Origin of the sequence: Bradyrhizobium sp. CSS354, assembly GCF_029051725.1 — a bacterium.
Lineage (GTDB): Bacteria > Pseudomonadota > Alphaproteobacteria > Rhizobiales > Xanthobacteraceae > Bradyrhizobium.
In genome coordinates this window covers 117,790-142,123 of sequence record NZ_JAACFU010000007.1, presented here as the reverse complement: position 1 = coordinate 142,123, position 24,334 = coordinate 117,790, and the positions used below count along the sequence as shown (strand labels likewise).

Below are 24,334 nucleotides of genomic sequence, written 5' to 3'. Positions count from 1 at the left end.
CGCTGGATTTCAGAACCGAACATCAGATCACGAGAGCCGACCGGAACCGGCGGGTCTCCAAGGACCGGAATCGGATAGTGCACGCTCTTCGCCCGCTGCTTCGTCAATCCCTGTTCAACCTGCTTGCTGCGGGACTCGCGTGTGCCGCATTACTGGCGCCGCGCGCGGCGAGCGCCGAAGCGCTGCTCCTGATCGAGGCCGATAGCGGCAAGGTGCTGCAGGCGGAAAACGCGACCATTCCCTGGTATCCGGCTTCCGTCACCAAGATCATGACCGCGTACGTGACGCTGAAGGCGGTCAAGGACGGCAGGCTCACACTCGACACACTGCTCACGGTGTCGCCGACGGCAGCCTCGCAGTCGCCCTCGAAGATGGGGTTTCGCCCGGGAACGCAGCTTACCGTCGACAACGCACTCAAGATGATGATGGTGAAATCGGCGAACGACATGGCCGTCGTGCTCGCCGAAGGCGTCGGCGGTTCGATCGACGGCTTCTCGGCGCTGATGAACGACACCGCGCAGAAGCTCGGCATGACGCAGACGAGCTACGTCAATCCGAACGGCCTGCCCGCCGACGGACAGATCACCTCCGCGCGGGATCTCGGCATTCTCGCGCGCTCGTTCCTGCGCGATCTGCCCGAGTACGAGTATTTCGTGCACATTCCGGCAATCCGCCTCGGCAAGCGCGTCACCGGCAATTTCAACAAGCTGATCGGTCGCTATCCCGGCGCCGACGGTTTCAAGACCGGCTTCATCTGCGCCTCCGGCTACAATCTCGTCGCATCGGCCACCCGCAACGGCCGCCGGCTGATCGCCGTCGTGCTGGGCGCCAACTCCGGGACCGCGCGCGCGGTGAAGGCGGCGCAGCTGCTGGAACGCGGCTTCTCGCAAGACAATCTCACCTGGCTCCGGCCCTCACTCGGCACCGTCGACAAGCTGGTGCCGGTCGATGCCTCGCCGCCGAACCTGCGTGACGACATGTGCGGCAGCCATCGCAAGCGGCCGGCCAGCGACGATGACGACGCGCTGATCGCGACCAATGGCGGCCTGTCCGGATCGGCCTCCGCCACGGGGGGCGAAGCCCAGGTCACCTTCTTCACGGCCGGGCTTCAGCCGCCGCTGATGAAGGCCTCCGAGCTGATGGCCTCGGCCCCGGCAGCGGCCGAGCCCGTGCTGGTCTATACCGGCCCGACCCGCACCGGGACCGCCCTGATCGCGGCTGTCGCGGCCGATGCCGACCAGCAGGTCACGCCAAAGCCGCGTGGCAAGAAGTCGCGCGTCGCCAAAAGGCCCGACGCGGCAGACAAGCCAGCAGACAAGCCGAAGGATGCAAAGACGGCGGCGGCGAAGCCCGACGCCAAGCCAGTGGCGGCCGCCAAGTCGGCCGACGGCAAGTCCGCAGCCAAGCCGGCCGGCACCAAGCACGCCGCAGCCAAGCCCGACGCAGTGGCAAAGCCTGCGGCTGGCGGCGAGCAGGCGGCCAAGCCCGCCAAGCCCAAGGCCGCCACCAAGCCCGCCAAGCCGGCCAACAACAGTTAACGCCGACGCGAGGCGAGACCGCGCCGCACTTCGCACTTGCGGCAGCGCCGTTTGCGAGGATTCCGGTAGCCACTCCCTGACGTTTGTCTTAAGCCTCGACCGCTTGCCACCCGTTCCGGCAGGCTCGATACTGACGGCAATGAGGCAAGCCCGAGACACAACGGGCTCTGGTCAATGAGGGGAGTTTCCATGGAGCGCATCTGGCTTAAGCAATATCCGCCCGGCGTCCCCGCCGATATCGAGCCGACCCAATATTCATCGCTGGTCGACCTCCTGGAGGAGAGCTTCGCCAAGTTCGCCGACCGCAAGGCGTTCATCTGCATGGACAAGTCGATCAGCTATCGCGACCTCGACCAGATGTCGCTGGCGATGGCGTCCTACCTGCAAGGGCGAGGCCTGCAACGCGGCGCCCGCGTTGCGATCATGATGCCGAACGTGCTGCAATATCCGATTGCGACCGCAGCCGTGCTGCGCGCCGGTTTCGCGGTGGTCAATGTCAATCCGCTCTACACGCCGCGCGAGCTCGAGCACCAGCTCAAGGATTCCGGCGCCGAAGCCATCATCGTGCTGGAGAATTTCGCCCACACCGTCGAGCAGGTGATCGCGAAGACGCAAGTCAAGCACGTCATCGTCGGCAGCATGGGCGACCTGCTCGGCTTCAAGGGCGTGATCGTCAATCTGGTCGTCCGCCGCGTCAAGAAGATGGTGCCGGCCTGGTCGCTACCAGGCGCGGTGTCCTTCAACGACGCGATCTCCGCCGGCCGCTCTCTGGCCTTCAACAAGCCGAAGCTGTCGCCGGGCGACGTCGCCTTCCTGCAATATACCGGCGGTACCACCGGCGTGTCCAAGGGCGCCACCCTGCTCCACCGCAATATCGTCGCCAACGTCCTGCAGAACGATGCCTGGCTGCAGCCCGCGATGGCCGCGCCGCCGCGTGTCGATCAACTCATGGTCGTCTGCGCGCTGCCGCTCTATCACATCTTCGCCCTGACGGCCTGCTACCTGCTCGCCGTGCGCGCCGGCGGCTGCAATCTCCTGATCCCCAATCCGCGCGACATCCCGGGCTTCATCAAGGAATTGGCGAAGTATCAGGTCAACAACTTCCCGGCCGTGAACACGCTCTACAACGGCCTGATGCACCATCCCGACTTCAAGAAGCTCGACTTCTCCAAGCTGAAGATCTCGAACGGTGGCGGCATGGCGGTGCAGCGCCCGGTCGCCGAGCAGTGGAAGGCGATCACGGGCTGCTCCATCGCCGAAGGCTACGGCCTGTCGGAGACATCTCCGACGCTGACCTGCAACACCACGACCGATCCCGAGTTCAACGGCACCATCGGCATCCCCGTGCCCTCGACCTGGATCTCGATCCGCGACGACGACGGCAACGAGATGCCGCTCGGCCAGCCCGGCGAGATCTGCGCCAAGGGCCCGCAGGTGATGTCGGGCTACTGGAACAGGCCGGAGGAGACCGCCAAGGTGATGACCGCGGACGGTTATTTTCGCACCGGGGACATCGGCATCATGGACGAGAGGGGATACACCAAGATCGTCGACCGCAAGAAGGACATGATCCTGGTCTCCGGCTTCAACGTCTATCCGAACGAGATCGAGGAAGTGATCGCGAGCAACCCGGGGGTGCTCGAATGCGCGGTCATCGGCATTCCCGATTCCAAGTCGGGAGAGGCGGTGAAGGCGTTCGTGGTCAAGAAAGACCCGAACCTCACGGCGGAGGCCCTGGTCAAGTTCTGCCAGGAGCAGCTGACGGGCTACAAGGTGCCCAAGCACATCGAATTCCGCACCGACCTGCCGAAGACCAATGTCGGCAAGATCCTGCGCCGGCAGCTGCGCGACGAGAAGAAGGCGGAGGCGGCCTAAGCGCCTCTTTCGTTCATGACTGATTTCGGCAACATCAGCCCGGCCGGCATCCTCGCCTTCTGGCACGAGGCCGGCCGCGATGCCTGGTACGAGCGCGACGACGCATTCGACGCGGAGGTCAGGCGCCGCTTTCTCGCGCTGTGGCAGAAGGCGGTCGCCGGCGAGCTCTCGTCATGGGAGGCGACCGACGAGGGCGCACTTGCGCTCGTCATCGTGCTCGACCAGTTTCCGCGCAACATGTTTCGCGGCACATTGCAGGCCTTTGCCAGCGACGCGCTGGCGCGCGACGTTGCCCGCCGCGCCATTGCGCGGGGTGCAGATCAAAGGATCGATCCGGTCCTGCTCGAATTCCTCTATTTGCCCTTCATGCATTCCGAGCACCTGCCCGACCAATTGCACTGCGTCGCCCTGTTTCAAAACACCGACAATGCCGAAAACCTGAAATACGCGCGTGAGCACGCCGATATCATCCGGCGGTTTGGCCGCTTTCCTCACCGCAACCGTCTGCTCGGCCGTGACACCACCCCGGACGAGCAGGCCTTCCTCGACGGCGGCGGGTTCGCCGGCTAATGACATAACGGTGAAGGGTCCCGCCCTCACCGCTTCCCGTATCACTATCCGTGTCGGCAATATTGTGCAGGCCCGCCGCACGGTCTAAAAAGCGGGACCGATTTTCAGGGAGACTAACGATGGCGATACAGACTGGCGACAAGCTGCCCGAGGCGAAATTCCGCGTGATGACGGCGGAAGGTCCGCAGGTGAAGACCACCGATGAGATATTCAAGGGCAAGAAAGTGGCGCTGTTCGCGGTGCCCGGCGCCTATACCGGCACCTGCCACAAGATGCATCTGCCGAGCATCTTCCTCAACGCCTACGCCATGAAGGACAAGGGCGTCGACACCATCGCCATCGTCTCCGTCAACGACGCCTTCGTCATGAACGCGTGGAAGCGCGACACCGACCAACGCGACGAGGCCATTTTCCTGGCCGACGGCAATGCCGACTTCGCCAAGGCGATCGGCATGGAGCTCGATGCTTCCGGCAACGGTCTCGGCATCCGCTCCAAGCGCTATTCGATGCTGGTCGAGGACGGCGTGGTCAAGAAGCTGAACCTCGAGGCGATGCCCGGCAAGGTCGAAGTGTCCGGCGGCGATACGCTGCTCGGGCAGCTGTAGGTTTTAGACGCCGCTCTCAGCCACCAGTGACACTGTCATGCCCCGCGAAAGCGGGGCATGACAGTATTCCAGAGACGTCGAGATTCATTACAGCCGCCGCGGCGTACTGGATCGCCCGCCTTCGCGGGCGATGACACTTGAGAGTGGAGCGCCGACCGCGCGCCTACTCCGCCACGCGTGCTTGCAACCGTGCCTTCACGATCCCGTCGCGCGCGAGCTGATCGGCGCGTTCGTTCTCGGGATGCCCTGCGTGGCCCTTGACCCAGTGCCAGCGCACGTCGTGAGCCTTCAGCGCGGCATCGAGGCGCTGCCATAGCTCGACATTCTTCACCGGCTTCTTGTCGGCGGTGCGCCAGCCGTTGCGCTTCCAGCCGTGGATCCAGCCGGTGATGCCCTGACGGACATATTGGCTGTCTGTGTAGAGATCGACAGTGCACGGCTTCTTCAGCGCTTCCAACGCGGAGATCGCCGCCATCAATTCCATCTGGTTATTGGTGGTATGGCGCTCACCACCGTTCAGCTCTTTTTCCTTGTCGCCGAACTTCAGGATCGCGCCCCAGCCGCCGGGCCCCGGATTTCCCGAGCAGGCGCCGTCGGTGTAGATCGTGACAATCGGGAGCTCGCTCACGCCACCAGCCCCGACGGCGACAGTCCGTAGTCGCGCACGCTGGAAACGCTCTGGTGGAAGCGCAGCTTGCGGACATATTCCAGCGGATCCTTCGGTCGAACCAGCGCGCCGGGCGGAACATTGAGCCAGTCGACTAGGCGCGTCAGCAGGAAGCGCATCGCGGCGCCGCGCGCGAGCAGCGGCAGCGCTGCCTCTTCCCCCTCGGACAGCTTTCGCACGCGGCCATAGGCATTGAGGAAGGCCCGCGCCTTGGTGACGTTGAAGGAATGATCCGGCTCGAAGCACCAGGCGTTGAGGCAGATCGCGACATCATAGGCAAGCCAGTCATTGCAGGCGAAAGTGAAGTCGATGATCCCCGAGAGCTTGTCGCCGAGAAAGAAGACATTGTCGTTGAAGAGGTCCGCGTGGATCACGCCTTCGGGCAGCTGTGTCGGCCAGACCCCGCTCTCGAGGTAGTCGAGCTCGTGGCTCAGGAACGCGCGCAGGCCGGGCTGCATCTCGTCGGCCCGGTGTGACGCCGCATCGAACAGCGGCCGCCAGCCCGGGACCGACAGCGCGTTCGCACGCCTGATCGCGAAATTCGCGCCGGCCAGATGCATCATGGCGAGCCCCTCGCCGACGCCGGCGCAATGGGCCGCGTTCGGCTTGCGCGGCCAGACGCCTTCGAGAAAGGTGATGATCGCGGCCGGCCGGCCCGACAGCTCGCGCAACGCCTCGCCGTCCATCCCCTTCACCGGCAGCGGACAGTTGACGCCGTGCTCGGCCAGATGCGTCATCAGCGCGAGGAAGAACGGCAGATCGTTCTTCGCCACGCGCTTCTCATAGAGCGTGAGGATGAACGATCCCTTGGTCGTATGCAGCAGGAAGTTGGAATTTTCGACGCCCTCGGCGATGCCCTTGTAGGAGAGCAACTCGCCGAGATCGTATTGGTTGAGGAAGTCCGCAAGCTCGTCGGCGGCAACGTCGGTGTAGACCGCCATGAAGGTCTACTCGGCGGCGGCTTCGGGGCGCACCTGACGCGGCAGCGGGAAGAACTCGTTCTCTTCCGCGGCCGAGACCGTCTCCACATGCAGCGTGAAGCGCTCGGCGAACGCGTCCATGATCTCCTCGACGATGACTTCCGGTGCCGAGGCGCCAGCGGTGATGCCGAGGCTGGTGATGTTCTCGAACCGCTTCCAGTCGATTTCGGTGGCGCGCTGCGCCAGCACGGCGATCGGGCAACCCTCGCGCTCGGCGACTTCGCGCAGGCGCTGCGAGTTCGACGAGTTAGGCGCACCGACTACGATCAGGGCGTCGACCACCGGCGCCACCTTCTTCACCGCGAGTTGGCGGTTGGTGGTGGCGTAGCAGATGTCTTCCTTGTGCGGCCCGTTGATGTTCGGGAAGCGCTCCTTCAGGAGCGCCACGATCTCCGCGGTGTCGTCGATCGACAGCGTGGTCTGGGTCACGAAGGCGAGGTTGTTCGGATCCTTCGGGGCGATGGTCTTCGCGTCCTCCGCGGTCTCGATCAGGGTCACGGCGCCGGTCGGGAGCTGCCCGAGCGTGCCCACCACCTCCGGATGATGGGAATGGCCGATCAGGAAGATCTCACGGCCGCGCTTGAAATGGATTGCGGCCTCGCGGTGCACCTTGGTGACCAGGGGGCAGGTCGCATCCAGCGAGAACAAATTGCGGGACGTGGCGTCGGCCGGAACCGATTTCGGCACGCCATGGGCCGAGAACACCACCGGCGCGGTGGTGTTTTCCGGGATCTCGGCGAGTTCCTCGACGAAGATCGCGCCTTTCTTTTTCAACCCATCGACGACGTATTTATTGTGCACAATCTCATGGCGAACATAGACGGGGGCGCCGTATTTATCGAGTGCCCGTTCCACGGTATCGATCGCCCGGACCACCCCGGCGCAGAAGCCACGGGGAGAACAAAGCACGATCTTGAGGTCTGGTTTGGCTGACATTGAGCGATCTCGGGACCGAATCACCTCGCCAAATGGGCGGGCAGCGGTCGATGGATGAATAGGGCTTGGGTACGGTCTTACAGGGACTTCAGAGGGAATTGGGCCCCCTTTCGGGCGCTGTCAAGGCACTATCTATAGCAGAACCATTGCGTGGCTACCCCCTCCGGGCTTATATAGCCCGAATTCCCAGTCATCGCTGATGACCACCGGTTTCGCCTCCAAAGGGGTGGGCGAAGCACAAAGGAGATTTGCCATGAGCAACGCACCTCTGATGCCCAAGGCGACCGCCGTCTGGCTGCTCGACAACACCGCGCTGACCTTCGATCAGGTCGCCGATTTCACCAAAATGCACCCCCTCGAGGTGCGCGCGATCGCCGATGGCGACGCCGCCCAGGGCATCAAGGGCATGGATCCCCTCTCGAATGGCCAGCTGACCCGCGAGGAGATCGAGAAGGGCGAGAACAACCCGGACTACCGGCTCCGCCTCCAGGAGAGCAAGGTGGTGCTGCCGCCGCAGCCCAAGCGCAAGGGCCCGCGCTACACCCCGGTCTCGCGCCGCCACGAGCGCCCGAGCGCCATCCTCTGGCTGCTGCGCAACCATGCCGAGCTCAAGGATGCCCAGATCATGCGCCTGGTCGGCACGACCAAGAGCACGATCGCCAGTGTCCGCGATCGCACCCACTGGAACACCTCCCAGCTGACGCCGATTGATCCCGTCACCCTCGGCCTCTGCTCGCAGATCGAGCTCGATTTCGAGGTCGCGCGCGCGGCCAAGGAAAAGCCGATCGACGCAGCCTATGGCGGCGCCACCCTGCTGCCGGCCTCCGAAACCACCAAGAAGGACGAGTACGAACCCGCGGAGAGGTCCAGCGACGATCTCAACGTCGATGCCGTGTTCGCCAAGCTGAAGACGCTCGGCGGCAAGAAGCAGGACCAGGAGGAGGAGTAATCCTTCGCTCCCTGCTGGTCATCGAATGGGAATGCGAACGCGGCGGGGCCAACCCGCCGCGTTTTTGTTTGTGGCTTCCGCAAACTTCAGAACTTATACGTCACACCACCGCCGACCAGCCACGGGTCGATATGCGCGGTGCCGGTGACCGGCAGACCACTGACCGTCGCCGAATAGTCCGGCCGCAACCAGAGCTTCTTGACGTCCACGTTGAGGCCCCAGTGCCGATCGAGCATGTAGTCGAAGCCGAACTGCACCGCGCCACCGAAGGCGTTGCTGACATGCAGGCTCGTGGTGGTGGCGACGATCGCGGGCGGGCCGACGATCGCGGCCGGCGTATTGGCGGCCGAGTTGTTGAAGAACACGGTGTAGTTCACGCCGGCGCCGATGTACGGCTTGAACGCGCCGAAATTGTCGAAGTGATATTGCAGGGTCAGCGTCGGCGGCAGCAGCGTGGTCTTGCCGATCGGCAGATTTGCAAGCGAGCCGGTGCCGCTGATCGAATGCCGGGTCACGCCGAGGATCAGCTCGGCCGCGATATTCCTGGTGAAGAAATAGCTGATGTCGAGCTCAGGCACGACCTGATCACTGATCGAGAGGCCCGAATTCGGCGAAGACAGCGATGGAACGCCGGCGACATTGACGGTGGAGCCGCCCGCATCCGGCAACACGCCTAGCACCCGCAAACGCACCATCCAGGGATTGAAGGCTTCTACCGACGGCGGCGCCTTTTTGTAGATCGGCAAGTCGGCGGCCCGCGCCGAGGCAATAGCCCCCACCAGCGCCGCACCCAGCGCCGCGAGCCGCGCCACGCTTCTTATCATTTCGTCCATTGCATTCCCCTTCAGCCATGTGCGCGCTTCGTTGCGCGACATCAGCGTCAGAGCAGAAAGGCGATGGTGAAGGATTTGATGCCGATCAAATCAGGACAAATGCGATTGCGATTCGACTGCGGCGTTGCAGATGTGTCGCGGCAGGATAATGCCGCAGCTTACATCATGGCCGGTCCGGATGGTTCAGCATGTATTCGCCGAGGTCACGCTGGCGACGGTCGGCGCGGGTGGTCGCGGCACTGCGCTGGACGTCGCGGTCCTTGCGACAGGCCACGTATTCGGGTGAGCCGGCCGCATAGCCGCGGCTCTGGCAGACCGCGTCGTCATCATCGCCGCCCATCGCCACCGGCGTCTGGTAGCGCGCGGAGCAGGCGGAGAGAATGATGGCGAGCAGCACAGCTGCAAGCAGGCGCGGCGCAGCGGCGAGTGGCAATACGAGGTCCCCTATTGGCCCGCTCTGTTTAGCGCGGAATGAGGAGAATGTAAGTCCCTGGACGCCGTTCCCGCTACCAGTGTCATTCCCCGCGAAAGCGGGGAATGGCCTGCCGGCGCAGGCGATGACAGCGGGATTGGAGAGGCGGCGTCGCGCCTCAATGGCTATCCTCGCAAAGCAAATTCACACCCGCCCCTTCAGCGCGTCGCCGATCTCGTCGAGCACCTTGGGGTCCTCGATCGTCGCCGGCATAGTCCAAGCTTCACCATCCGCTATCTTCTTGATGGTGCCGCGCAAGATCTTTCCGGAGCGCGTCTTGGGCAGGCGGCCGACGGTGATGGCGAGCTTGAACGCGGCAACGGGACCGAGCTTGTCGCGCACCAGCGCGATGATCTCCTTCTCGATCTCGGCGGGGGCCCGCTTCACACCCGCCTTGAGCACCAGGAAGCCGCAGGGTACCTCGCCCTTGATCGCGTCCTTGACGCCGAGCACGGCGCATTCGGCGACATCGGGATGCGAAGCCAGGATCTCCTCCATGCCGCCGGTGGAGAGCCGATGGCCGGCGACGTTGATGATGTCGTCGGTGCGGCCCATGACGAAGACATAGCCGTCGTCGTCCTTGTAGCCGGCATCAGACGTTTTGTAGTAGCCGGGGAATTCGGTGAGATAGGCTTCCTTGAAACGTTCGTCCTGATTCCACAGCGTCGGCAGGCAGCCCGGCGGCATCGGAAGCTTGATGACGATCGAGCCCATGGTGTTCGGACCGACCGGCTTTGCCGCTTCGTCGACCACGTCGACCTGATAGCCCGGCATCGGCACTGTGGGCGAGCCGTGCTTCACCGGCAGCTGGCCTAAGCCAACCGGATTGCCGGCGATACACCAGCCGGTCTCGGTCTGCCACCAATGGTCGATGACAGGCACTTTCAACTGCTGCTCCGCCCATTCCACCGTCGGCGGATCGGCGCGCTCGCCGGCCAGGAACAGCGTGCGGAACGTCGAGAGGTCGTATTGCCGGATGAATTTTCCTTCCGGATCTTCTTTCCGTATCGCGCGGAACGCGGTCGGCGCAGTGAAGAAGGCGACAGCCTTGTGCTCGCTGATCACGCGCCAGAACGCGCCGGCATCGGGCGTGCCGACCGGCTTGCCCTCATACATGATCGAGGTCGCGCCGTGCAGCAGCGGGCCGTAGACGATGTAGCTGTGGCCGACCACCCAGCCGATGTCGGAGCCGCACCACCAGACCTCACCCGGCTTGACGCCATAGAGGTTGAACATGGACCATTTCACCGCGACGAGATGGCCGCCATTGTCGCGCACGACGCCCTTGGGAATGCCGGTCGTGCCTGAGGTATAGAGGATGTAGAGCGGATCGGTAGCGGCGACGGGCACGCAAGGCGCCTGCTTGCCGTCGTTCATCGCCTTGCGGCGCAGGCCCGCCCAATCATAGTCGCGGCCGGGCGTGAGGGCGCAGACGAGCTGCGGACGTTGCAGCACGATGCAGGCCTTCGGCTTTGCGCCCGCAAGCCTAATCGCCTCGTCGAGCAGCGGCTTGTACTGCACGATCCGGCCGGGCTCGATGCCGCAGCTCGCCGACAGGATCAGCTTTGGCTGCGCATCGTCGATGCGGGTGGCGAGCTCTTTCGCGGCAAAGCCGCCGAACACCACGGAGTGCACAGCGCCAATGCGCGCGCAGGCGAGCATCGCGACGACGGCCTCCGGGACCATCGGCATATAGAGGATGACGCGATCGCCCTTGGCGACACCAAAATCCTGCATGATGGCGGCGAGCGCCTGCACTTCGGCCAGCAGTTCGGCGTAGCTGAGTTTGGTGACGCTATTTGCCAGCGGCGAATCATGGATCAGCGCGATCTGGTCGGCGCGGCCGCGTTCGACGTGGCGGTCGAGCGCGTTGTAGCAGGTGTTGACGACGCCACCGCTGTACCAGCGGCCGTAGACGCCCTGCGAGGGATCGAAGATCTTTTTCGGCGGCTCGATCCAGTCGATCTCCTTGGCCGCCTCGGCCCAAAAGCCCTCAGGATCGGCCAGCGAACGCGTATAAACCTCGTGATAGAGGCTTTTTCCGTCGACGTTTCCTCGGACGTTCATTCCCGCGCTCCCGTTCCCTTATCCGCCTGGCCTTGACCTTGTGGCAGGACAAACGTTCCGCCATGACAGGGATCAAGTACCGGCCTTGTTTGAGGGGTATTTTCCCGGGAACGGGCCGCGGTTCAAGCTCAAAAGAACAATGCTCAGCTATCCATCGCATTCAGCCGCTGCAGCCGCTCCTGCATGACCTTCTTCAGATCATAGCCCGGGCGGCCGAAACTGGTATTGCGGGCGGCGAGGAAATCGCGCTGGGTGCGACGGAGGTCGCCGGCCGGGCGGGACCTGGCCGATTTCAGCACGCGCTCATAGGTCTCGGCGATCTGGCGATCGAGCACGCCCAGCTGTGGATCGGCACAAATTACCTTCTCAACCTCGCGCTTCGCAGTGGCACAATCGAACGACGGGCCATTGCCGGAATTCGCTGCGAGCGGCCGCAGCGGCTCGCCGCCGAATTTCGCGATCTCCGCGATCATAGCGCGCCGGCCGGCGGCGGCGTTGTCATTGCCGGGATCGAGCTTGAGCGCGGTCTCGTAGTCGGCCAGCGCCTTCCTGCGCTCGCCCATCTTCTTGTAGAGCACGGCGCGGTTGTTGTAGGTCTGCGCAAAATTCGGATCGAGTTTCAGCGCGGCCTCGTAGTCGCTCAGCGCCGCGCCAAGCTCACCCTTGAGGTGATAGGAGTCGCCGCGGTTGGTGAAGAAGTTCGGCCGCGGCGCCAGCCGCAGCGCCTGATCGTAATCGGCAATCGCCTTGTCGTACTCGCCCATCGCAGCCAGCGATTGTCGTAATATTCGGGCACCTTCGGATCGAGCCTGATCGCCTCGCCGTCGTCGGCAACCGACTTCTCGAGCTGGCCGAGCTTCTTGTAGGCGGCGCCACGATTGGTGTAGCTGCGCGGCCGGTTCGGATCGAGCCGCAACGCCTCGCTGAGATCGCGGATCGCCTTCTCGTTGTCGCCGCCGAGATAATAGGTCACGCCGCGGTCGGACCAAGCCTGTGCCTTGTCAGGCTTCAGCTTGATCGCCTGGTCGTAATCGGCAAGCGCGCGATCTAGCCGGCGCTGGTTGGTGTAGACGACGCCGCGCAGCTCGTAAGATTCCGAATCCTGCGGATCGAGCTCGATGGCCTTGCTGAGGTCCGCCGCGGCGCGGTTGAGATCGCCGCCGGCCTCCCGGAGGAGATCGCCGCGCAGGCGCCAGGTTTTTGCGTTTTTGCCATCGAGCGCAATGGCGCGATCGATATCTCGCAGCGCCTGCGTGAGGCCGCCCGAGGTCCGCGCATTGGCGTCGGCGCGCACCAGCAATGCCGCGGCGCGATCGGAGGATGGATTTGAGGCTTGGTCAATGATGGCGCTGCAGGCCGGGATCAGCTCAGCCGGGACGGTCTTGCTCCCCATCACGCAATCGACACCGGCCGACGAAGGGGCGACGAGGATGACGCTCATTGCCGCGCTGAGAAGGAGCGAGCGAAAGGAGATTTTTGCAAACGAGAACATTTGCGCGGAAGGATGCGTGCCGCACATGGCATAGGACTCCGGGACATCAGGCTTTCACCATTGTCGCCGCGGCCAAAGAATCGGTTCAAATCGAGGCGTGTCAGGGGCGTATCGACCCCTCCCTTGCTCGCCCGCCTTACGGGGACACGAGGAGCCTCAATACCCGTCAGCCCCGTTCAGCCGCCGCAGCCGCTCCTGCATCGCCTTCTTCAAATCGTACCCCGGCCGGCCGAACCCGGCATTGCGGCGGGCGATGAAATCGTCCTGCTCGCGTTGAAGCGCCTTCGCTTCGCTTGCATTGCGCGCTTCGCGCAAAACGCGCGCGTTGGCCGCAAAGACCTCGCGATCGAGATCGGCGAGCTCGCGGTTGGCGCAGATCGCCTTCTCGACGGGGCGGCGCGCACCCTTGCAAATGAAACTGGGCTTGCCCGCGACCGCCATCTGCGCGCCGATCCGCTCGATCTCGCGCGCCATCGCCTTGTGATTGGCCTTGGCCTTCTCGTGGTTCGGATCGATTTTCAATGCCGCGCCGAAATCCTGCACCGCCTTCGGCTTGTCGCCCTTCCTCAGCCAGAGCTCGCCCCGCGCGTTGAAGACATCGGCGAGACCGGAATCGAGCTCCAGGGCGCGGCTGTCATCGGCTATCGCGCGGTCGACCTGGTCGTGCCGCGCATAAAGCCCGCCACGCGCGGTTAGCGCCTTGATCAGGTCGCCTTTCGCCATCTTCTCGTTGTCGATCACGGCTGCGCAGGCCGTGGCGGCCTTGTCGATGTCGTCGGCTGCGGCAGCCGCGAGGCATGGCGCGATGTCGACCTGCGGGACCGCGGCCGGTTCGCCGCCGGTCGCAGCATGAGCAGCAGCGAACGAGAGCGCGAAGAGCAACCCGACGCCGGACCATTGAATGAGAGAACGCATGCTCGCCACAGTTGGAAAGTCTTGAGTTAAGGTCCGGGTTGAGGTCTTGCCTTCGCACTATCCATCATACGGCCGGATTGGTGCTAGCTTGTGGCGCCGCTCAAATCGGTTTCGGGGATCAACGTGTCGACATTCGAATGGATCATTGTGCTTCTGCTCGGCGCCGTTGCATTATCGGCGCTGGCGCGGCGGATCAAGGTCCCCTACCCGACCTTTCTCGCGATTGGGGGCGCGCTGATTGCGTTTGTGCCGTCGAGCCCGTCCTGGACGCTGGAGCCCGACCTAGCACTGGCTCTTTTTGTCGCACCGGTCCTGCTCGATGCCGCCTTCGACACCTCGCTGCGCGATCTCCGCAACAATTGGGTTCCGGTCGCCACCCTGGTCGTCGCCGCCGTCGGCCTGACCACGGCCGCTGTGGCCTACGTCGCGCACCGGCTGATGCCTGACATGCCCTGGGCCGCCGCGGTTGCGCTCGGCGCCATCGTGGCCCCGCCAGACGCGGCCGCCGCGGTCGCGATCCTGAGCCAGGTCAAGCTGCCTCACCGCATGGTCAAGGTTCTGGAGGGCGAGAGCCTGCTCAACGACGCGACCGCGCTCCTGATCTATCGCATCGCGGTCGGCGCGGTCGCCACCGAGCATCTGGCATGGAGCCAGATCGCGCCGACCATGGCGCTGGCGCTGGTCGGCAGCGTCGTCGCGGGCCTGGTCGCAGGCCGCATCATCCCGCTTTTCATGGAACGCGTGAAGGAAGCGCCGAGCGCGATCATCGTGCAGTTCGCCACCACCTTCATGGTCTGGATTGCCGCCGAACATCTCGGGCTCTCCGGCATCCTCACCATCGTAGTCTACGGCATCACCATCGCGCGCACGGCGGGGGCACGCATGCCTGCGCGGCTGCGTGTACCTTCCTATGCGGTGTGGGAGACCATGGTGTTCGTGCTCAACGTGCTCGCCTTCATGCTGATCGGCATGCAGATGCGGCCGATCTGGACACGGCTCGATGCGGACGTGCGCTGGGAGTATTGCGTGGCCGCGGCCTGGATCCTGCTCACGGTGGTCCTGGTGCGCCTGGCCTGGATCACATTCTACCGCACGACGCTGCGCGCGCTGATCGCGCACGGGATCTATCACGCCAAGGATCCGAAGCAGGTCGCCTCGGCCAAGGGCGGCCTCATCATCTCCTGGTGTGGCATGCGCGGCCTCGTCACCCTCGCCACCGCCTTTGCCTTGCCGGAAAGCTTTCCGCATCGTGACTTCATCGTCTTCTCGGCGTTTGCCGTCGTGCTCGGCACGCTAATCGTGCAGGGCCTGACGCTGCGGCCGCTGATCCTGGCGTTCGGCCTCAAGGACGACGATCCCGTCGGCATCGAGGTCGCGCGCGCCCGCGCCGTCGCCTATCGCGCGGCGCTCGACGCGATCGAGGACGATCCGTCGGAGGAAGCGGAAATCCTGCGGCTCGAATATCGCGCCATCCTGATGCAGGCCGACGACGATCCCCATGGCGGCATCACGAACGGCGAACTGCCCGCCGACCCGCTGCGCCGTCGTGGCATCGCGGCCGCGAGAAAGTCGATCTTCGACCTTCGCGCCAAGGAAGTGATCGGCGACGATGCGTTCCATCGGATTGAGGAAGAGCTCGATCGCGCAGAATTGAGCGCCGGCGGTTAAAATCCTGTTGGACACGACCAGCGCCCTGCACAGGTGGTTAGGGGCTTGAACCAAACGCCATCTCTTCAGACACACTCCAGATGACGACCCTGATCGACGACCGTCGTGTGCGCGCGCGAGATGCGTCGCCCGCACGATATTTCTATCTCCACATGGCAATGGCCTGCGCGGCCACCGCTTTTCTCGGCTTCGCACCGACCTATTTTGTGCCGCTCGCGCAACGGACACTGTCCGCAAGCCCCGTTATTCATTTTCACGGTCTCTTGTTCTTCACCTGGTCTCTCTATTTCGTGATCCAGACCTGGCTCGCCGCCTCAGGTCGCGTGGTCAATCACCGTGCGCTCGGCATCGCCGGCGTTTCGCTCGCGACCGCGATGACGATCTTCGGTTTCCTTGCCTCCGTGCATGTGATGCAGCATTCCGCGGCGCTCGGACAGAAAGAGGCCGGCATCGCCTTCTCGATCGTGCCGATGAGCGGGATCGCGTTCTTCGCTGGTGTATTCGTGCTCGCGATCATGAACACGCGAAAGCCTGAGATTCACAAACGTCTGATGCTGCTCGCGGCGGTCTCTATCCTTGATGCCGCGATCGCGCGCTGGTTTCTCACCTTCTTCGCACCTCCCGGACCGCCCGGGCCGCCGCCGGTGCCGGTCACGATCGCGCCGGCCGTGGTCGCCTCGCTGCTGCTCGTCGTCGCCATGGTGCGCGACTGGCGCACCGGGGGCCGCGTGCACCCGGTCTACATCACCGGCACGCTCGCGCTGCTGGCGGTGAAGGTGCTGAACTGGCCGGTCAGCGCAACTGCAGTGTGGCATGCATTCGCCGGCGGGATTCTGGCGCTGGCGCAGTAAAGAAGCCCACGTACCCGTCACCCTGAGGCGGCCGCTTCTTCAGCGGCCCTCGAAGGGCGACGGCCCGGCTGCATCGTGGCCGCTCATCCTTCGAGGCTCCCCATGGCGCGCGTTGCGCCCCATGGCTCGCGCCTCAGGATGACGGAACTGACTGAAGTACTTTAAGCCCCCGCCTTGCACGTGATCCCGCCGTCGACCACGAACTCGATCCCCGTCACATATTTCGCTTCGTCTGAGGCCAGGAACAGCGCGGCGTTAGCGACGTCGAAGGCGTCGCCCATATGGCCCATCGGCACTTGCGCGTCGCGGGCGCGCCACATCGCTTCGACGTCGCCCTTCGCATAGCTGTTCGCAAGGCCTGCCGAATGCTCCACCATCGGCGTCTTCATCAGGCCGGGCAGGATCGCGTTGACGCGGACATGGTGACGCGCGAATTCGATCGCGGTGGTGCGCGTCATCTGGTTCATCGCCGCCTTCGAGGTGCCGTAGGTGACGTAGGAGATGCCCATGTGGCGGATCGAGGCGATCGAGGAGATGTTGATGATGGAGCCGCCGCCCTGTTTCACCATCAAAGGGATGACGTGCTTCATGGCGAAATAGGCGCTCTTGAGGTTGACGCTGAAGACGCGGTCCCAGCTCTCCTCGGTCACTTCGACGACGCTGCCCATCTCGGCGATGCCGACATTATTGTCGAGTACGTCGATGCGGCCGTAGGCCTTCAGGCACGCTGCGACCATCGCCTCGACCTCGCGCGCATGCGAGACGTCGGCTGTGAACGCTCTCGCCTTGCCGCCTTCGTCCGTGATGATCTTCGCGGTCTCCTCGGCGGCCGCGCCGTTGCGATCGACGCAAAACACCTGCGCGCCCTCGCGTGCAAAGGTCACCGCGGTGGCCTTGCCGTTGCCCCAACCGGGTCCGATCGAGCCGGCGCCCACCACCATTGCAACCTTGCCCTTGAGCCGATCCATCGCGTTCCTCCCGTGTTGTTGTTCTTGCAGCCCGGATGGAGCGCAGCGCAATCCGGGGTCGCTTTCCCCAGATTGCGCTGCGCACCATCCGGGCTACGGATCTTTGCAGACGCTCATCTTTGTGACGTTAGCACCAATGGGATGACCGACAATCTCGGACAACGTCCGGCACTTGCCGTCATGGCATAGCCGCCATTCGCCAGCCGCGCCCGAATTGCCCAGCACCACCTCCGGCATCGGCGCCCGCGCGGGCCTCCACTGAAACCAGCCGCCGACCAGCCGCGCCTCGGGCGGCGGCTCCATGCCGGGGCCGGTGCCCTTGACGCGGGCCTGCGTCAGTTCGAGCCCGGCGGGGGTGACGCGCCAGTCTTCCTGCCAGTCGACCTTCGCGATCGAATGCGTCCACACCAGCGTGAACGCGGACAGCGCCAGCGCCTTCACGCCTGAGGCTGTGACGAAGCAGAGGCTCACACCGCCTCGACCGGCGCCGGCGGACGCCGCCGCCACTGCCACAGCACGATCGCCGCGGCGAGCAGGAAACCCGCGGTATCGCTGAACGGGAAGTCGCCGAGCAGGCACAGCGCGGCACCTAGCGCGACCAAACGCTCGAGGAATGTCAGGCGCGTGAACAGGAATCCGATCGCGACCATACCGAACAGCGCGATCGCCACCAGGGCTTTCAAGGCCGCCAATGCCACCGCGCCGTAGAAGCCGAGCTTGGCAGCCATGGGATCGCCGGCCTGCAGCATCAGCGCCGGCGAATAGACGAAGATGAAGGGGATGACGTAGCCGGCGAGCGCGATGCGCATCGCCTCCCAGCCGATCTTGTCCGGATTTTCCTTCGCGATCGGTGCTGCGGCTAACGCCGCCAACGCCACCGGCGGCGAGAGGTCGGCCATGATGCCGTAATAGAACGCGAACATGTGGCTCGCGATCAGGGGCACGCCGAGTTTCGCCAGCGCGGGCGCCGCGAGCGCTGCCGTGATGATGTAGGTCGGGATGGTCGGGATGCCGGTGCCGAGCAGGATCGACAGCAGCATGGTCATGATCAGCGCCAGGAACAGGCTCTTCTCGCCGAGGCCGATCACCCAGCCGCCGAAGATAGTGCCGACGCCGGTCTGCGACATCATGCCAATAATGACGCCGACGATGGCGCAGGCCATGCCGACGGTGATGGCGGATTTCGCGCTTTCGGCCAGCGCATCGCGGCAGGCGCGCAAGGCGGAAAATCCGCCACGCACGAACGCGGTGATCACGATCAATGCGACGACGACGCAGGCGACCGGCACGATCTGAAGGCCGTCGCGCGACAGCGCGGCAACGACGAGCGCGAGCCCGATCCAGAAAATGTAGCGGATCGCCATCGAAGACGCGCCCGTCGTGATGGCGGTGCCAAGGATCAGCCCCACTGTGAGCGCGAGGCCCATGCTACCGGCATAGAGTGGCGTAAAGCCTTCGAACAGCATGTAGACGAGGGCTGCGAGCGGCAACACGAGGTACCAACCCTTCACCAGCGCCTTCCAGGCGCTCGGGGTCTCCGACTTCTTCATGCCCGTGAGGCCGTGCTTGCCGGCTTCCAGATGCACCATCCAGAAGGCGGAGGCGAAATAGAGCATCGCGGGAATCGCGGCCGCTTTCACGACCTCCGAGTACTGGACACCGAGCGTCTCCGCCATGATGAAGGCAACCGCGCCCATCACCGGCGGCATGATCTGCCCGCCCATTGAGGCCGTCGCCTCGACGCCGGCCGCGAACGCGCGGCGATAGCCGAACCTGATCATCAGCGGAATGGTGAACTGGCCGACGGTGACGACGTTGGCAACGCCGGAGCCGGAGATCGTGCCCATCATGCCCGAGGCGAACACCGCGACCTTGGCCGGGCCGCCGCGGGTCCTGCCGAATAACCCAAGAGAAACGTCGGTGAAGAGCTGGATCATGCCGGCGCGCTCCAGGAACGAGCCGAACAGGATGAAGAGGAAGATATAGGTCGCCGAGACGTAGATCGGCACGCCGTAGAAGCCCTCGGTGCCGAACGACAGATGCGTGACGATCTGGTCGAAATCATAACCGCGATGGTTGAGCGGCGACGGCAGATACTGGCCGAAGAACCAGTAGATGAGGCAGGCGCCGCACATCAGCGGGAGCGCCGCGCCCATCAGCCGCCGCGTCCCCTCGAAGATCAGGACGGCGAGCAGCGTGCCGACCACGAGATCGAGGCGCGTCGGATCGCCGTCACGCGCGATGAGATCCGCATAGAAGATCCACTGATAGAGCCCGCACAGAAAGCCGGCGCCGCCAATCAACCAGCCGATCGCGCGGCCGAAATCGCTTTTGGCGGTGAAGTTGCCGATCAGGCCGAAGGTGAGGAGAATGAGGAAACCGACGTGGACGCCGCGCACCACCTGGCTCGGCAGATAGTTGAAGGCCGCGACATAAAGCTGGAAGGTCGCGAAGGCGATGCCGATCCAGTACGCAAGAGCGCCCCACCAGCCCGGGCCAAAGCCTTCCGGAAAACCGTGCTCGAAATTGTCGAACTCGACCTTGATGGGCGCTTCGCTGCCCTCTGCTTGCAACATCGATATGTCCCCGCGCCGATCGCCGTGGCGCTTATAACATTGCACAGCGCCTCCAGACCGTCATGCCCGGGCTTGTCCCGGGCATCCACGGACTTTCTCGCCTGCTCTTAGAACGTGGATGGCCGGGACAAGCCCGGCCATGACGTCCGATAACGAGAGCTGATTACTTGATCAGCCCTTTTTCCTTGTAATAGCGGATCGCGCCGGGGTGCAGCGGAACCGGGCTGCCGCTGGCCGCCGTCTCGAGCTTGATCTCCTTGCCGGCCGCATGCGCGTTGGCGAGCTCGGGCAGCGACTCGTAGACCAGTTTTGTCATCTGGTAGGCGAGATCGTCCGACACCGCCGAGCTGGTGACGAGATAGTTGATCACCGCCGCGGTCGGCACGTCCTTGTCCTGCCCGCTGTAGGTGTTGGCGGGAATGGTCGCCGCGACGAACGGCAGGCCGATCTTGTCGACGGTCTCCTTCGGCACCGACACGACAACGATCGGGCTCGAGGTCGACAGATCCTTCAGCGAGGCCACGCCAAGGCCGGCCGATTGCAGCGTCGCGCCGAGCTGGCGGTTTTTCATGAGATCGACGGATTCGGCAAACGGCAGATACTCCACCTTGCCGAGATCCTTGTAGCTCATGCCGGCCGCCGCCAGGATCGCGCGCGAATTCAGCTCCGTACCAGATTTCGGCGCGCCGACCGACAGGCTCTTGCCCTTGAGGTCCGCCAGCGTCTTGATGCCGCTCTCGGCGGTCGCGACGATCTGGATGTAGTTCGGATAGATCGCGCCGATGGTCCTGAGCTTGTCGAGCTTGGTCTTGAAGCCCGCCTCCTCCTCACCGTCCCAGGCGGCTTTCAGTGAGTCGCCCAGCGTGAACGCCAGTTCGCCGCGGCCCTGCTGGAGCAGGATCAGATTCTCGACCGACGCCTTGGTGGCCTGCACCTGCGTCTTCACGTTCGGAATCTTGTCGCCGTAGATCTTCCCGATCGCGACCCCGAGCGGATAGTAGACGCCGGAGGTGCCGCCGGTCAGCACGTTGATGAAGGATTGCGCCTGCGCGCAAGGTGCCGACGCCGCCAGAGCAAGAGCCGTGGCCACGCCGAAAATCGTCCGTTTCATGATCTTTCTACTCCCCAAACCGGCCGGGAAGTTGGCCGGATGAGGGGTGCGGGTCAACCCATCCAAAAGTCAAAACAGGACTGCGGTAAATGGCTGTCCTGGCTCGATTTTTGGGGAACTCGGCGGGTGCGGCGAGGTGGCGCAGTCAGGTCTGGTCAGCCCCTCACTGGAAGGCCATGTCCAGGCATTTGGAGATGTCGGAGCCGAGGCCGGAGGAGATGATGATGCAGCCGCGCACCTTCTGCGCGCTGACGTCGGCGGCCCAGACCGAGTAGCCGCCGGGGCCGAAGAAGGAATTGGTGTTCGGCGGCTCGGTCTCGGTGGCGTCGAAATCGTAATGGCCGTCGGTCTCGAAGATGCGCGGCTTCTTGGTGCAGGCGCCGTCGGTCTGGACGTTGATGACTTCCTTGTTGTCGCGGGTCAGCGCCAGCGAGACCTGGCAGCGGAAATATTCCGAGGTCTTGGTGTTGAAGAGATAGGTGTAGGACTTGCAGGTCGCGGTGTTCAGCTTGCCCGGGGCCAGGCCGCGGCTGCACGAAATCCTCTGGTTGTGGCTGAGCTGGTAATCATCGGCCCGGGCGGCCGGCGCGAGTGCCGTCAGCAACAGGCCGGCGGCCCAGCAAGCTTTAATGACGAGGTTCATTTCGAATCATCCCCTACCCAATGTTTTTGTCGAATTGCGTTCTAGACGGAAAGCGGAACATAGTCGCGCGGGGACGAAGGGAAAATCACAAACTGCTCGGCAAGACGTGATGCGCTGCGGCGCTTTCGCAAATTGACCTGGAAACGCCGTTCGTGATTTGTTCAAGCCGGGAGCCTCGATGGGGAGGATAGGGTGATGGCATTTTCGACAAGGATTTTTTTGGTGACGGCCGTGCTCGGCGCGTTCGCTACACCCGCTTTGGCGCAGACCGCTGCAACACCTTGGGAGCTCAAGCCCGACACCGGCTACGCCTATGACAAGGACGGCAAGACCCTTTCCTACAAGATGGGCACCAGCAATGCCGGCGAACTCCTGAAAGGCGCCAAGAAGGTGCCGAAGGGCACGCTGTTCTTCCTCGGCCACAACGGTCAGCTCTACATGCGCAGCGGCCCGTACCTGGAAGGCGACGGCAAGTTCAAGTTCGGGTCGGATCAGTAGGGCGGGTCGCGGCGACGCCACGCATTGCTGTCGTCCCGGCGAAGGCCGGGACCCATACCGCGTGATCCCTCGATTGCGGACGGTCGCAGTACCGAACGACTGTCCTCGCAAACCACGCCCTGTGGTGATGGGTCCCGGCCTTCGCCGGGACGACGCCGTCTAAAACGCCCCCGCCAGCTCCCGCGCGCCGGCGTTGTTGCTGTTGCTGTCCATCCTCGTATCCGTCACCGCCAGCAGCTTCGCCACCGTGTTGTGGCGGATCGCGACCGGGTTGCGCTCGTAGCCGCCGCGCTGGAAGAAGTTCGAGGTCGGCACCTGCTCGCGCATGGCCTGCGGCATCGTCACCATGTCGAGGCCGGTGCCGTCGCCGGTGAGGTTCATCATCTCGAGTTCGGCCGCGCTGAGCGGGCGGCTATAGCCCTTGGCGCGCGCGAACAGCACCGAGGTGAGCAGCTTGTGGGTCTGCAGCATCGGCCCGATATCGATGTCGAGCACCATGGCATGCATGGCCCAGCCCTGCGCGGTATTGCCGATCTTCTCGTGCTCCGACCAGGTATCGGGCACCGACTTGGCGTGCGCCACCATTTTTTTCAGAACGGTGAGCTTGTGCTCGAGCGACTGGCGCGCCGGGCCCGAGGTCCTCGCCACCTTATCAGAGAGCGCGCGGATGAATTCATGGCCTTGCTCGGCCAGCAGCTCGACGCTGTTGGTCGTCAGCAGCTGGTTGTAGCCCATCGCGGTCGAAATGGCGCGCTTGCCGCCATGCTCGATTCCCGCCTGCACGTCGTAACTTCCGGTGCCGCCGGTCTCGAACGCATAGACCCGCACCGCCTGCTCGCGCGTCAGCCCCGAGGCCAGCGCGTAGCGTGCATAGACGCGCTTGAATTCGACTTCGCTGGCCGGCCGCTGCGGCGTGAACTGATAGAGTTCCTGCGCCGCGCGCAGCAGATCGGCGACCACGGGGATCGGCTTTTTCGTCGGGCGGTCCGGGGTTTCCTCCGGCTCCGGATTCACCGGCCGTTTCGGCCCGTTATAAAGCGGCGGATGCTCCAGCACGTAGTCGTCGAGCGTGACCTGCTGACCGTTGCGCCGCTTGGCGTTGCGACCTTTCCGCTTCTCGGAGATCTGGCTCCAATAGGCGCCGGCCTCCTCGTCGAAGGCTGCACGCGCCGCCTGATACTCCTGCAGCTTGCGGCGATATTCGAGCACGGCGGGCGACGCGCCGCCTTGCGCGAAAAACTGCGACAACAGTTGGGCTTTGGCATTGCGGACGGCCGGCGGCAGCGCGTCGGATTCGCCACCGCGCGCGGCAGGCGCGAGCAGGACGAGCGCGAGTGGAACCAGTCCCACGGCATTTCGAATCGATCGATGCATGCTGCCCTCTTAGCAGGCATCCGGTAACCGTCACGTTAACACGCCGTTTACCTCTTTTTCGCCCCTTGCATCATTTCCAGGCGAACACCGGCTGCTCCAGCTCGGTGACGCGGGTGTGCCGTCCTGCCACCACTTCGCGGAACTGGTAGATCAGGGCCGCCGTCGGTGCGTGGATCAAGCTCGACTGATGATGGAAGCGGATCACACGGCGCGTGCTCTCGGGGATCGCGACGAAATCGAACGCATCTTCGCGCTCGACCGCCCCAAGCGCGATGCGATGGACGGACGCGACCTCGTCCGGGTTTGGTTTGATCGCGGCACTATCAGCGGCCCAAACCACGACCGGCGTGATCAGATAGCCGGAGCGGGTCGGATAATCGTCGAGCGTGCCGAGCACCTCCGCGCCGGTGAGGCGCAGGCCAAGCTCTTCGTCGAGTTCGCGCAGCGCCGCCTCGACCGGCGTCTCGCCGGCATCGCAGCGTCCGCCGGGCAGAGCCCATTGACCACGATGGGCGCGCAGATGCGATGCGCGCAGCGTGAGCAGCAACGCCGTGTCATCGCCCTCGCTGGCCGCGGTCAGCGCAATCACCACCGCAGCACGCTTCAACGCCGCCGGCTGCTCGTCCTCCGGCAGTCGCGTGAAGGCCGCGCAGGCAGCCGCGATATTCCGCCGTGTGGCATCGTCGAACGGTCTCATGATGCTTGACTACACCACGTCCGGCCCCGATGAAATGAGTTCGCAAGAC

General features: G+C 64.3%; 22 protein-coding genes and 1 pseudogene. 8 read left to right on the top strand and 15 right to left on the bottom strand.

The features are described 5' to 3' along the window. Positions 1–77: 77 nt before the first annotated feature. The 4 genes from GWG67_RS18945 (at position 78) to GWG67_RS18930 (ending at position 4,588) form a co-directional block, all read left to right on the top strand. Positions 78–1,538 carry a serine hydrolase gene (locus GWG67_RS18945; protein ID WP_275170872.1) on the top strand — a complete coding sequence of 487 codons (1,461 nt, stop codon included), beginning with the start codon at positions 78–80 and terminating at the stop codon, positions 1,536–1,538. Positions 1,539–1,727: 189 nt separating this feature from the next. After that, positions 1,728–3,413, top strand: coding sequence for a long-chain fatty acid--CoA ligase (locus GWG67_RS18940; protein ID WP_275170871.1), 1,686 nt, complete (start codon positions 1,728–1,730; stop codon positions 3,411–3,413). A 15-nt stretch (positions 3,414–3,428) separates the two neighbouring features. After that, positions 3,429–3,983: a DUF924 family protein gene (locus tag GWG67_RS18935; RefSeq protein WP_275170870.1), complete on the top strand. Its 555-nt coding sequence runs from the start codon at positions 3,429–3,431 to the stop codon at positions 3,981–3,983. A gap of 119 nt (positions 3,984–4,102) precedes the next feature. Further along, positions 4,103–4,588: a peroxiredoxin gene (locus tag GWG67_RS18930; protein ID WP_275170869.1), complete on the top strand. Its 486-nt coding sequence runs from the start codon at positions 4,103–4,105 to the stop codon at positions 4,586–4,588. A gap of 163 nt (positions 4,589–4,751) precedes the next feature. Here GWG67_RS18930 and rnhA read toward each other — a convergent pair whose 3' ends face one another. From rnhA to ispH, 3 genes are read right to left on the bottom strand one after another with little or no spacing between them, the layout of a single operon-like run. Beyond that, a complete protein-coding gene (gene rnhA / locus GWG67_RS18925; RefSeq protein WP_007597503.1) occupies positions 4,752–5,216 on the bottom strand; it encodes a ribonuclease HI in 465 nt (154 codons plus the stop codon). After that, complete coding sequence (locus GWG67_RS18920; protein WP_275170868.1) at positions 5,213–6,196, bottom strand: homoserine kinase; 984 nt, start codon at positions 6,194–6,196, stop codon at positions 5,213–5,215. Before GWG67_RS18920 ends, rnhA begins: the two co-directional genes overlap by 4 nt. 6 nt (positions 6,197–6,202) lie before the next feature. Further along, on the bottom strand, positions 6,203–7,171 hold the full coding sequence (ispH, locus tag GWG67_RS18915) for a 4-hydroxy-3-methylbut-2-enyl diphosphate reductase (protein ID WP_007597506.1): 969 nt from the start codon (positions 7,169–7,171) through the stop codon (positions 6,203–6,205). 253 nt (positions 7,172–7,424) lie between these two features. Between ispH and GWG67_RS18910 the strand changes: the two genes are divergently transcribed. Continuing rightward, positions 7,425–8,120, top strand: coding sequence for a DUF1013 domain-containing protein (locus tag GWG67_RS18910; RefSeq protein WP_027565675.1), 696 nt, complete (start codon positions 7,425–7,427; stop codon positions 8,118–8,120). Positions 8,121–8,206: 86 nt separating this feature from the next. On the opposite strand, the gene GWG67_RS18905 is transcribed toward GWG67_RS18910, so the two are convergent. From GWG67_RS18905 to GWG67_RS18885, 5 genes and pseudogenes are all read right to left on the bottom strand, one after another. Next, positions 8,207–8,953, bottom strand: coding sequence for an OmpW family protein (locus tag GWG67_RS18905; protein WP_275170867.1), 747 nt, complete (start codon positions 8,951–8,953; stop codon positions 8,207–8,209). 163 nt (positions 8,954–9,116) lie between these two features. Beyond that, positions 9,117–9,386, bottom strand: a complete 270-nt coding sequence (locus tag GWG67_RS18900; RefSeq protein WP_275170866.1) for a hypothetical protein — start codon at positions 9,384–9,386, stop codon at positions 9,117–9,119. Between the two features lie 183 nt (positions 9,387–9,569). Further along, entirely contained in the window at positions 9,570–11,492 is a 1,923-nt protein-coding gene (locus GWG67_RS18895; RefSeq protein ID WP_275170865.1) for a propionyl-CoA synthetase, read from the bottom strand. Positions 11,493–11,635: 143 nt separating this feature from the next. Beyond that, positions 11,636–13,011 (bottom strand): annotated as a pseudogene (locus GWG67_RS18890) (tetratricopeptide repeat protein). A 129-nt stretch (positions 13,012–13,140) separates the two neighbouring features. Next, on the bottom strand, positions 13,141–13,899 hold the full coding sequence (locus tag GWG67_RS18885; RefSeq protein ID WP_275170864.1) for a tetratricopeptide repeat protein: 759 nt from the start codon (positions 13,897–13,899) through the stop codon (positions 13,141–13,143). Between the two features lie 90 nt (positions 13,900–13,989). On the opposite strand from GWG67_RS18885, the gene GWG67_RS18880 reads away from it, so the two are divergent. Together GWG67_RS18880 and GWG67_RS18875 are read left to right on the top strand one after the other, a co-directional pair. Then, positions 13,990–15,567: a sodium:proton antiporter gene (locus tag GWG67_RS18880; RefSeq protein WP_275170863.1), complete on the top strand. Its 1,578-nt coding sequence runs from the start codon at positions 13,990–13,992 to the stop codon at positions 15,565–15,567. An 80-nt stretch (positions 15,568–15,647) separates the two neighbouring features. After that, positions 15,648–16,418: a hypothetical protein gene (locus GWG67_RS18875; protein WP_275170862.1), complete on the top strand. Its 771-nt coding sequence runs from the start codon at positions 15,648–15,650 to the stop codon at positions 16,416–16,418. Positions 16,419–16,579: 161 nt separating this feature from the next. Here GWG67_RS18875 and GWG67_RS18870 read toward each other — a convergent pair whose 3' ends face one another. The 5 genes from GWG67_RS18870 to GWG67_RS18850 form a co-directional block, all read right to left on the bottom strand. Continuing rightward, positions 16,580–17,386 carry an SDR family NAD(P)-dependent oxidoreductase gene (locus GWG67_RS18870; protein WP_275170861.1) on the bottom strand — a complete coding sequence of 269 codons (807 nt, stop codon included), beginning with the start codon at positions 17,384–17,386 and terminating at the stop codon, positions 16,580–16,582. A 93-nt stretch (positions 17,387–17,479) separates the two neighbouring features. Beyond that, a complete protein-coding gene (locus GWG67_RS18865) occupies positions 17,480–17,857 on the bottom strand; it encodes a DUF1850 domain-containing protein (RefSeq protein WP_275170860.1) in 378 nt (125 codons plus the stop codon). Next, the gene (locus tag GWG67_RS18860; protein ID WP_275170859.1) at positions 17,854–19,962 is read right to left on the bottom strand and encodes a TRAP transporter permease; all 2,109 of its coding nucleotides are present in this window, start codon (positions 19,960–19,962) and stop codon (positions 17,854–17,856) included. Before GWG67_RS18860 ends, GWG67_RS18865 begins: the two co-directional genes overlap by 4 nt. 163 nt (positions 19,963–20,125) lie before the next feature. Then, positions 20,126–21,073, bottom strand: a complete 948-nt coding sequence (locus GWG67_RS18855) for a TAXI family TRAP transporter solute-binding subunit (protein WP_275170858.1) — start codon at positions 21,071–21,073, stop codon at positions 20,126–20,128. A 163-nt stretch (positions 21,074–21,236) separates the two neighbouring features. After that, the gene (locus GWG67_RS18850; RefSeq protein ID WP_275170857.1) at positions 21,237–21,716 is read right to left on the bottom strand and encodes a hypothetical protein; all 480 of its coding nucleotides are present in this window, start codon (positions 21,714–21,716) and stop codon (positions 21,237–21,239) included. A gap of 195 nt (positions 21,717–21,911) precedes the next feature. Between GWG67_RS18850 and GWG67_RS18845 the strand changes: the two genes are divergently transcribed. Continuing rightward, on the top strand, positions 21,912–22,214 hold the full coding sequence (locus tag GWG67_RS18845; protein WP_275170856.1) for a hypothetical protein: 303 nt from the start codon (positions 21,912–21,914) through the stop codon (positions 22,212–22,214). A 159-nt stretch (positions 22,215–22,373) separates the two neighbouring features. On the opposite strand, the gene GWG67_RS18840 is transcribed toward GWG67_RS18845, so the two are convergent. After that, complete coding sequence (locus GWG67_RS18840; protein ID WP_275170855.1) at positions 22,374–23,588, bottom strand: hypothetical protein; 1,215 nt, start codon at positions 23,586–23,588, stop codon at positions 22,374–22,376. Between the two features lie 70 nt (positions 23,589–23,658). After that, positions 23,659–24,285: a CoA pyrophosphatase gene (locus tag GWG67_RS18835; protein ID WP_275170854.1), complete on the bottom strand. Its 627-nt coding sequence runs from the start codon at positions 24,283–24,285 to the stop codon at positions 23,659–23,661. Positions 24,286–24,334 lie beyond the last annotated feature (49 nt).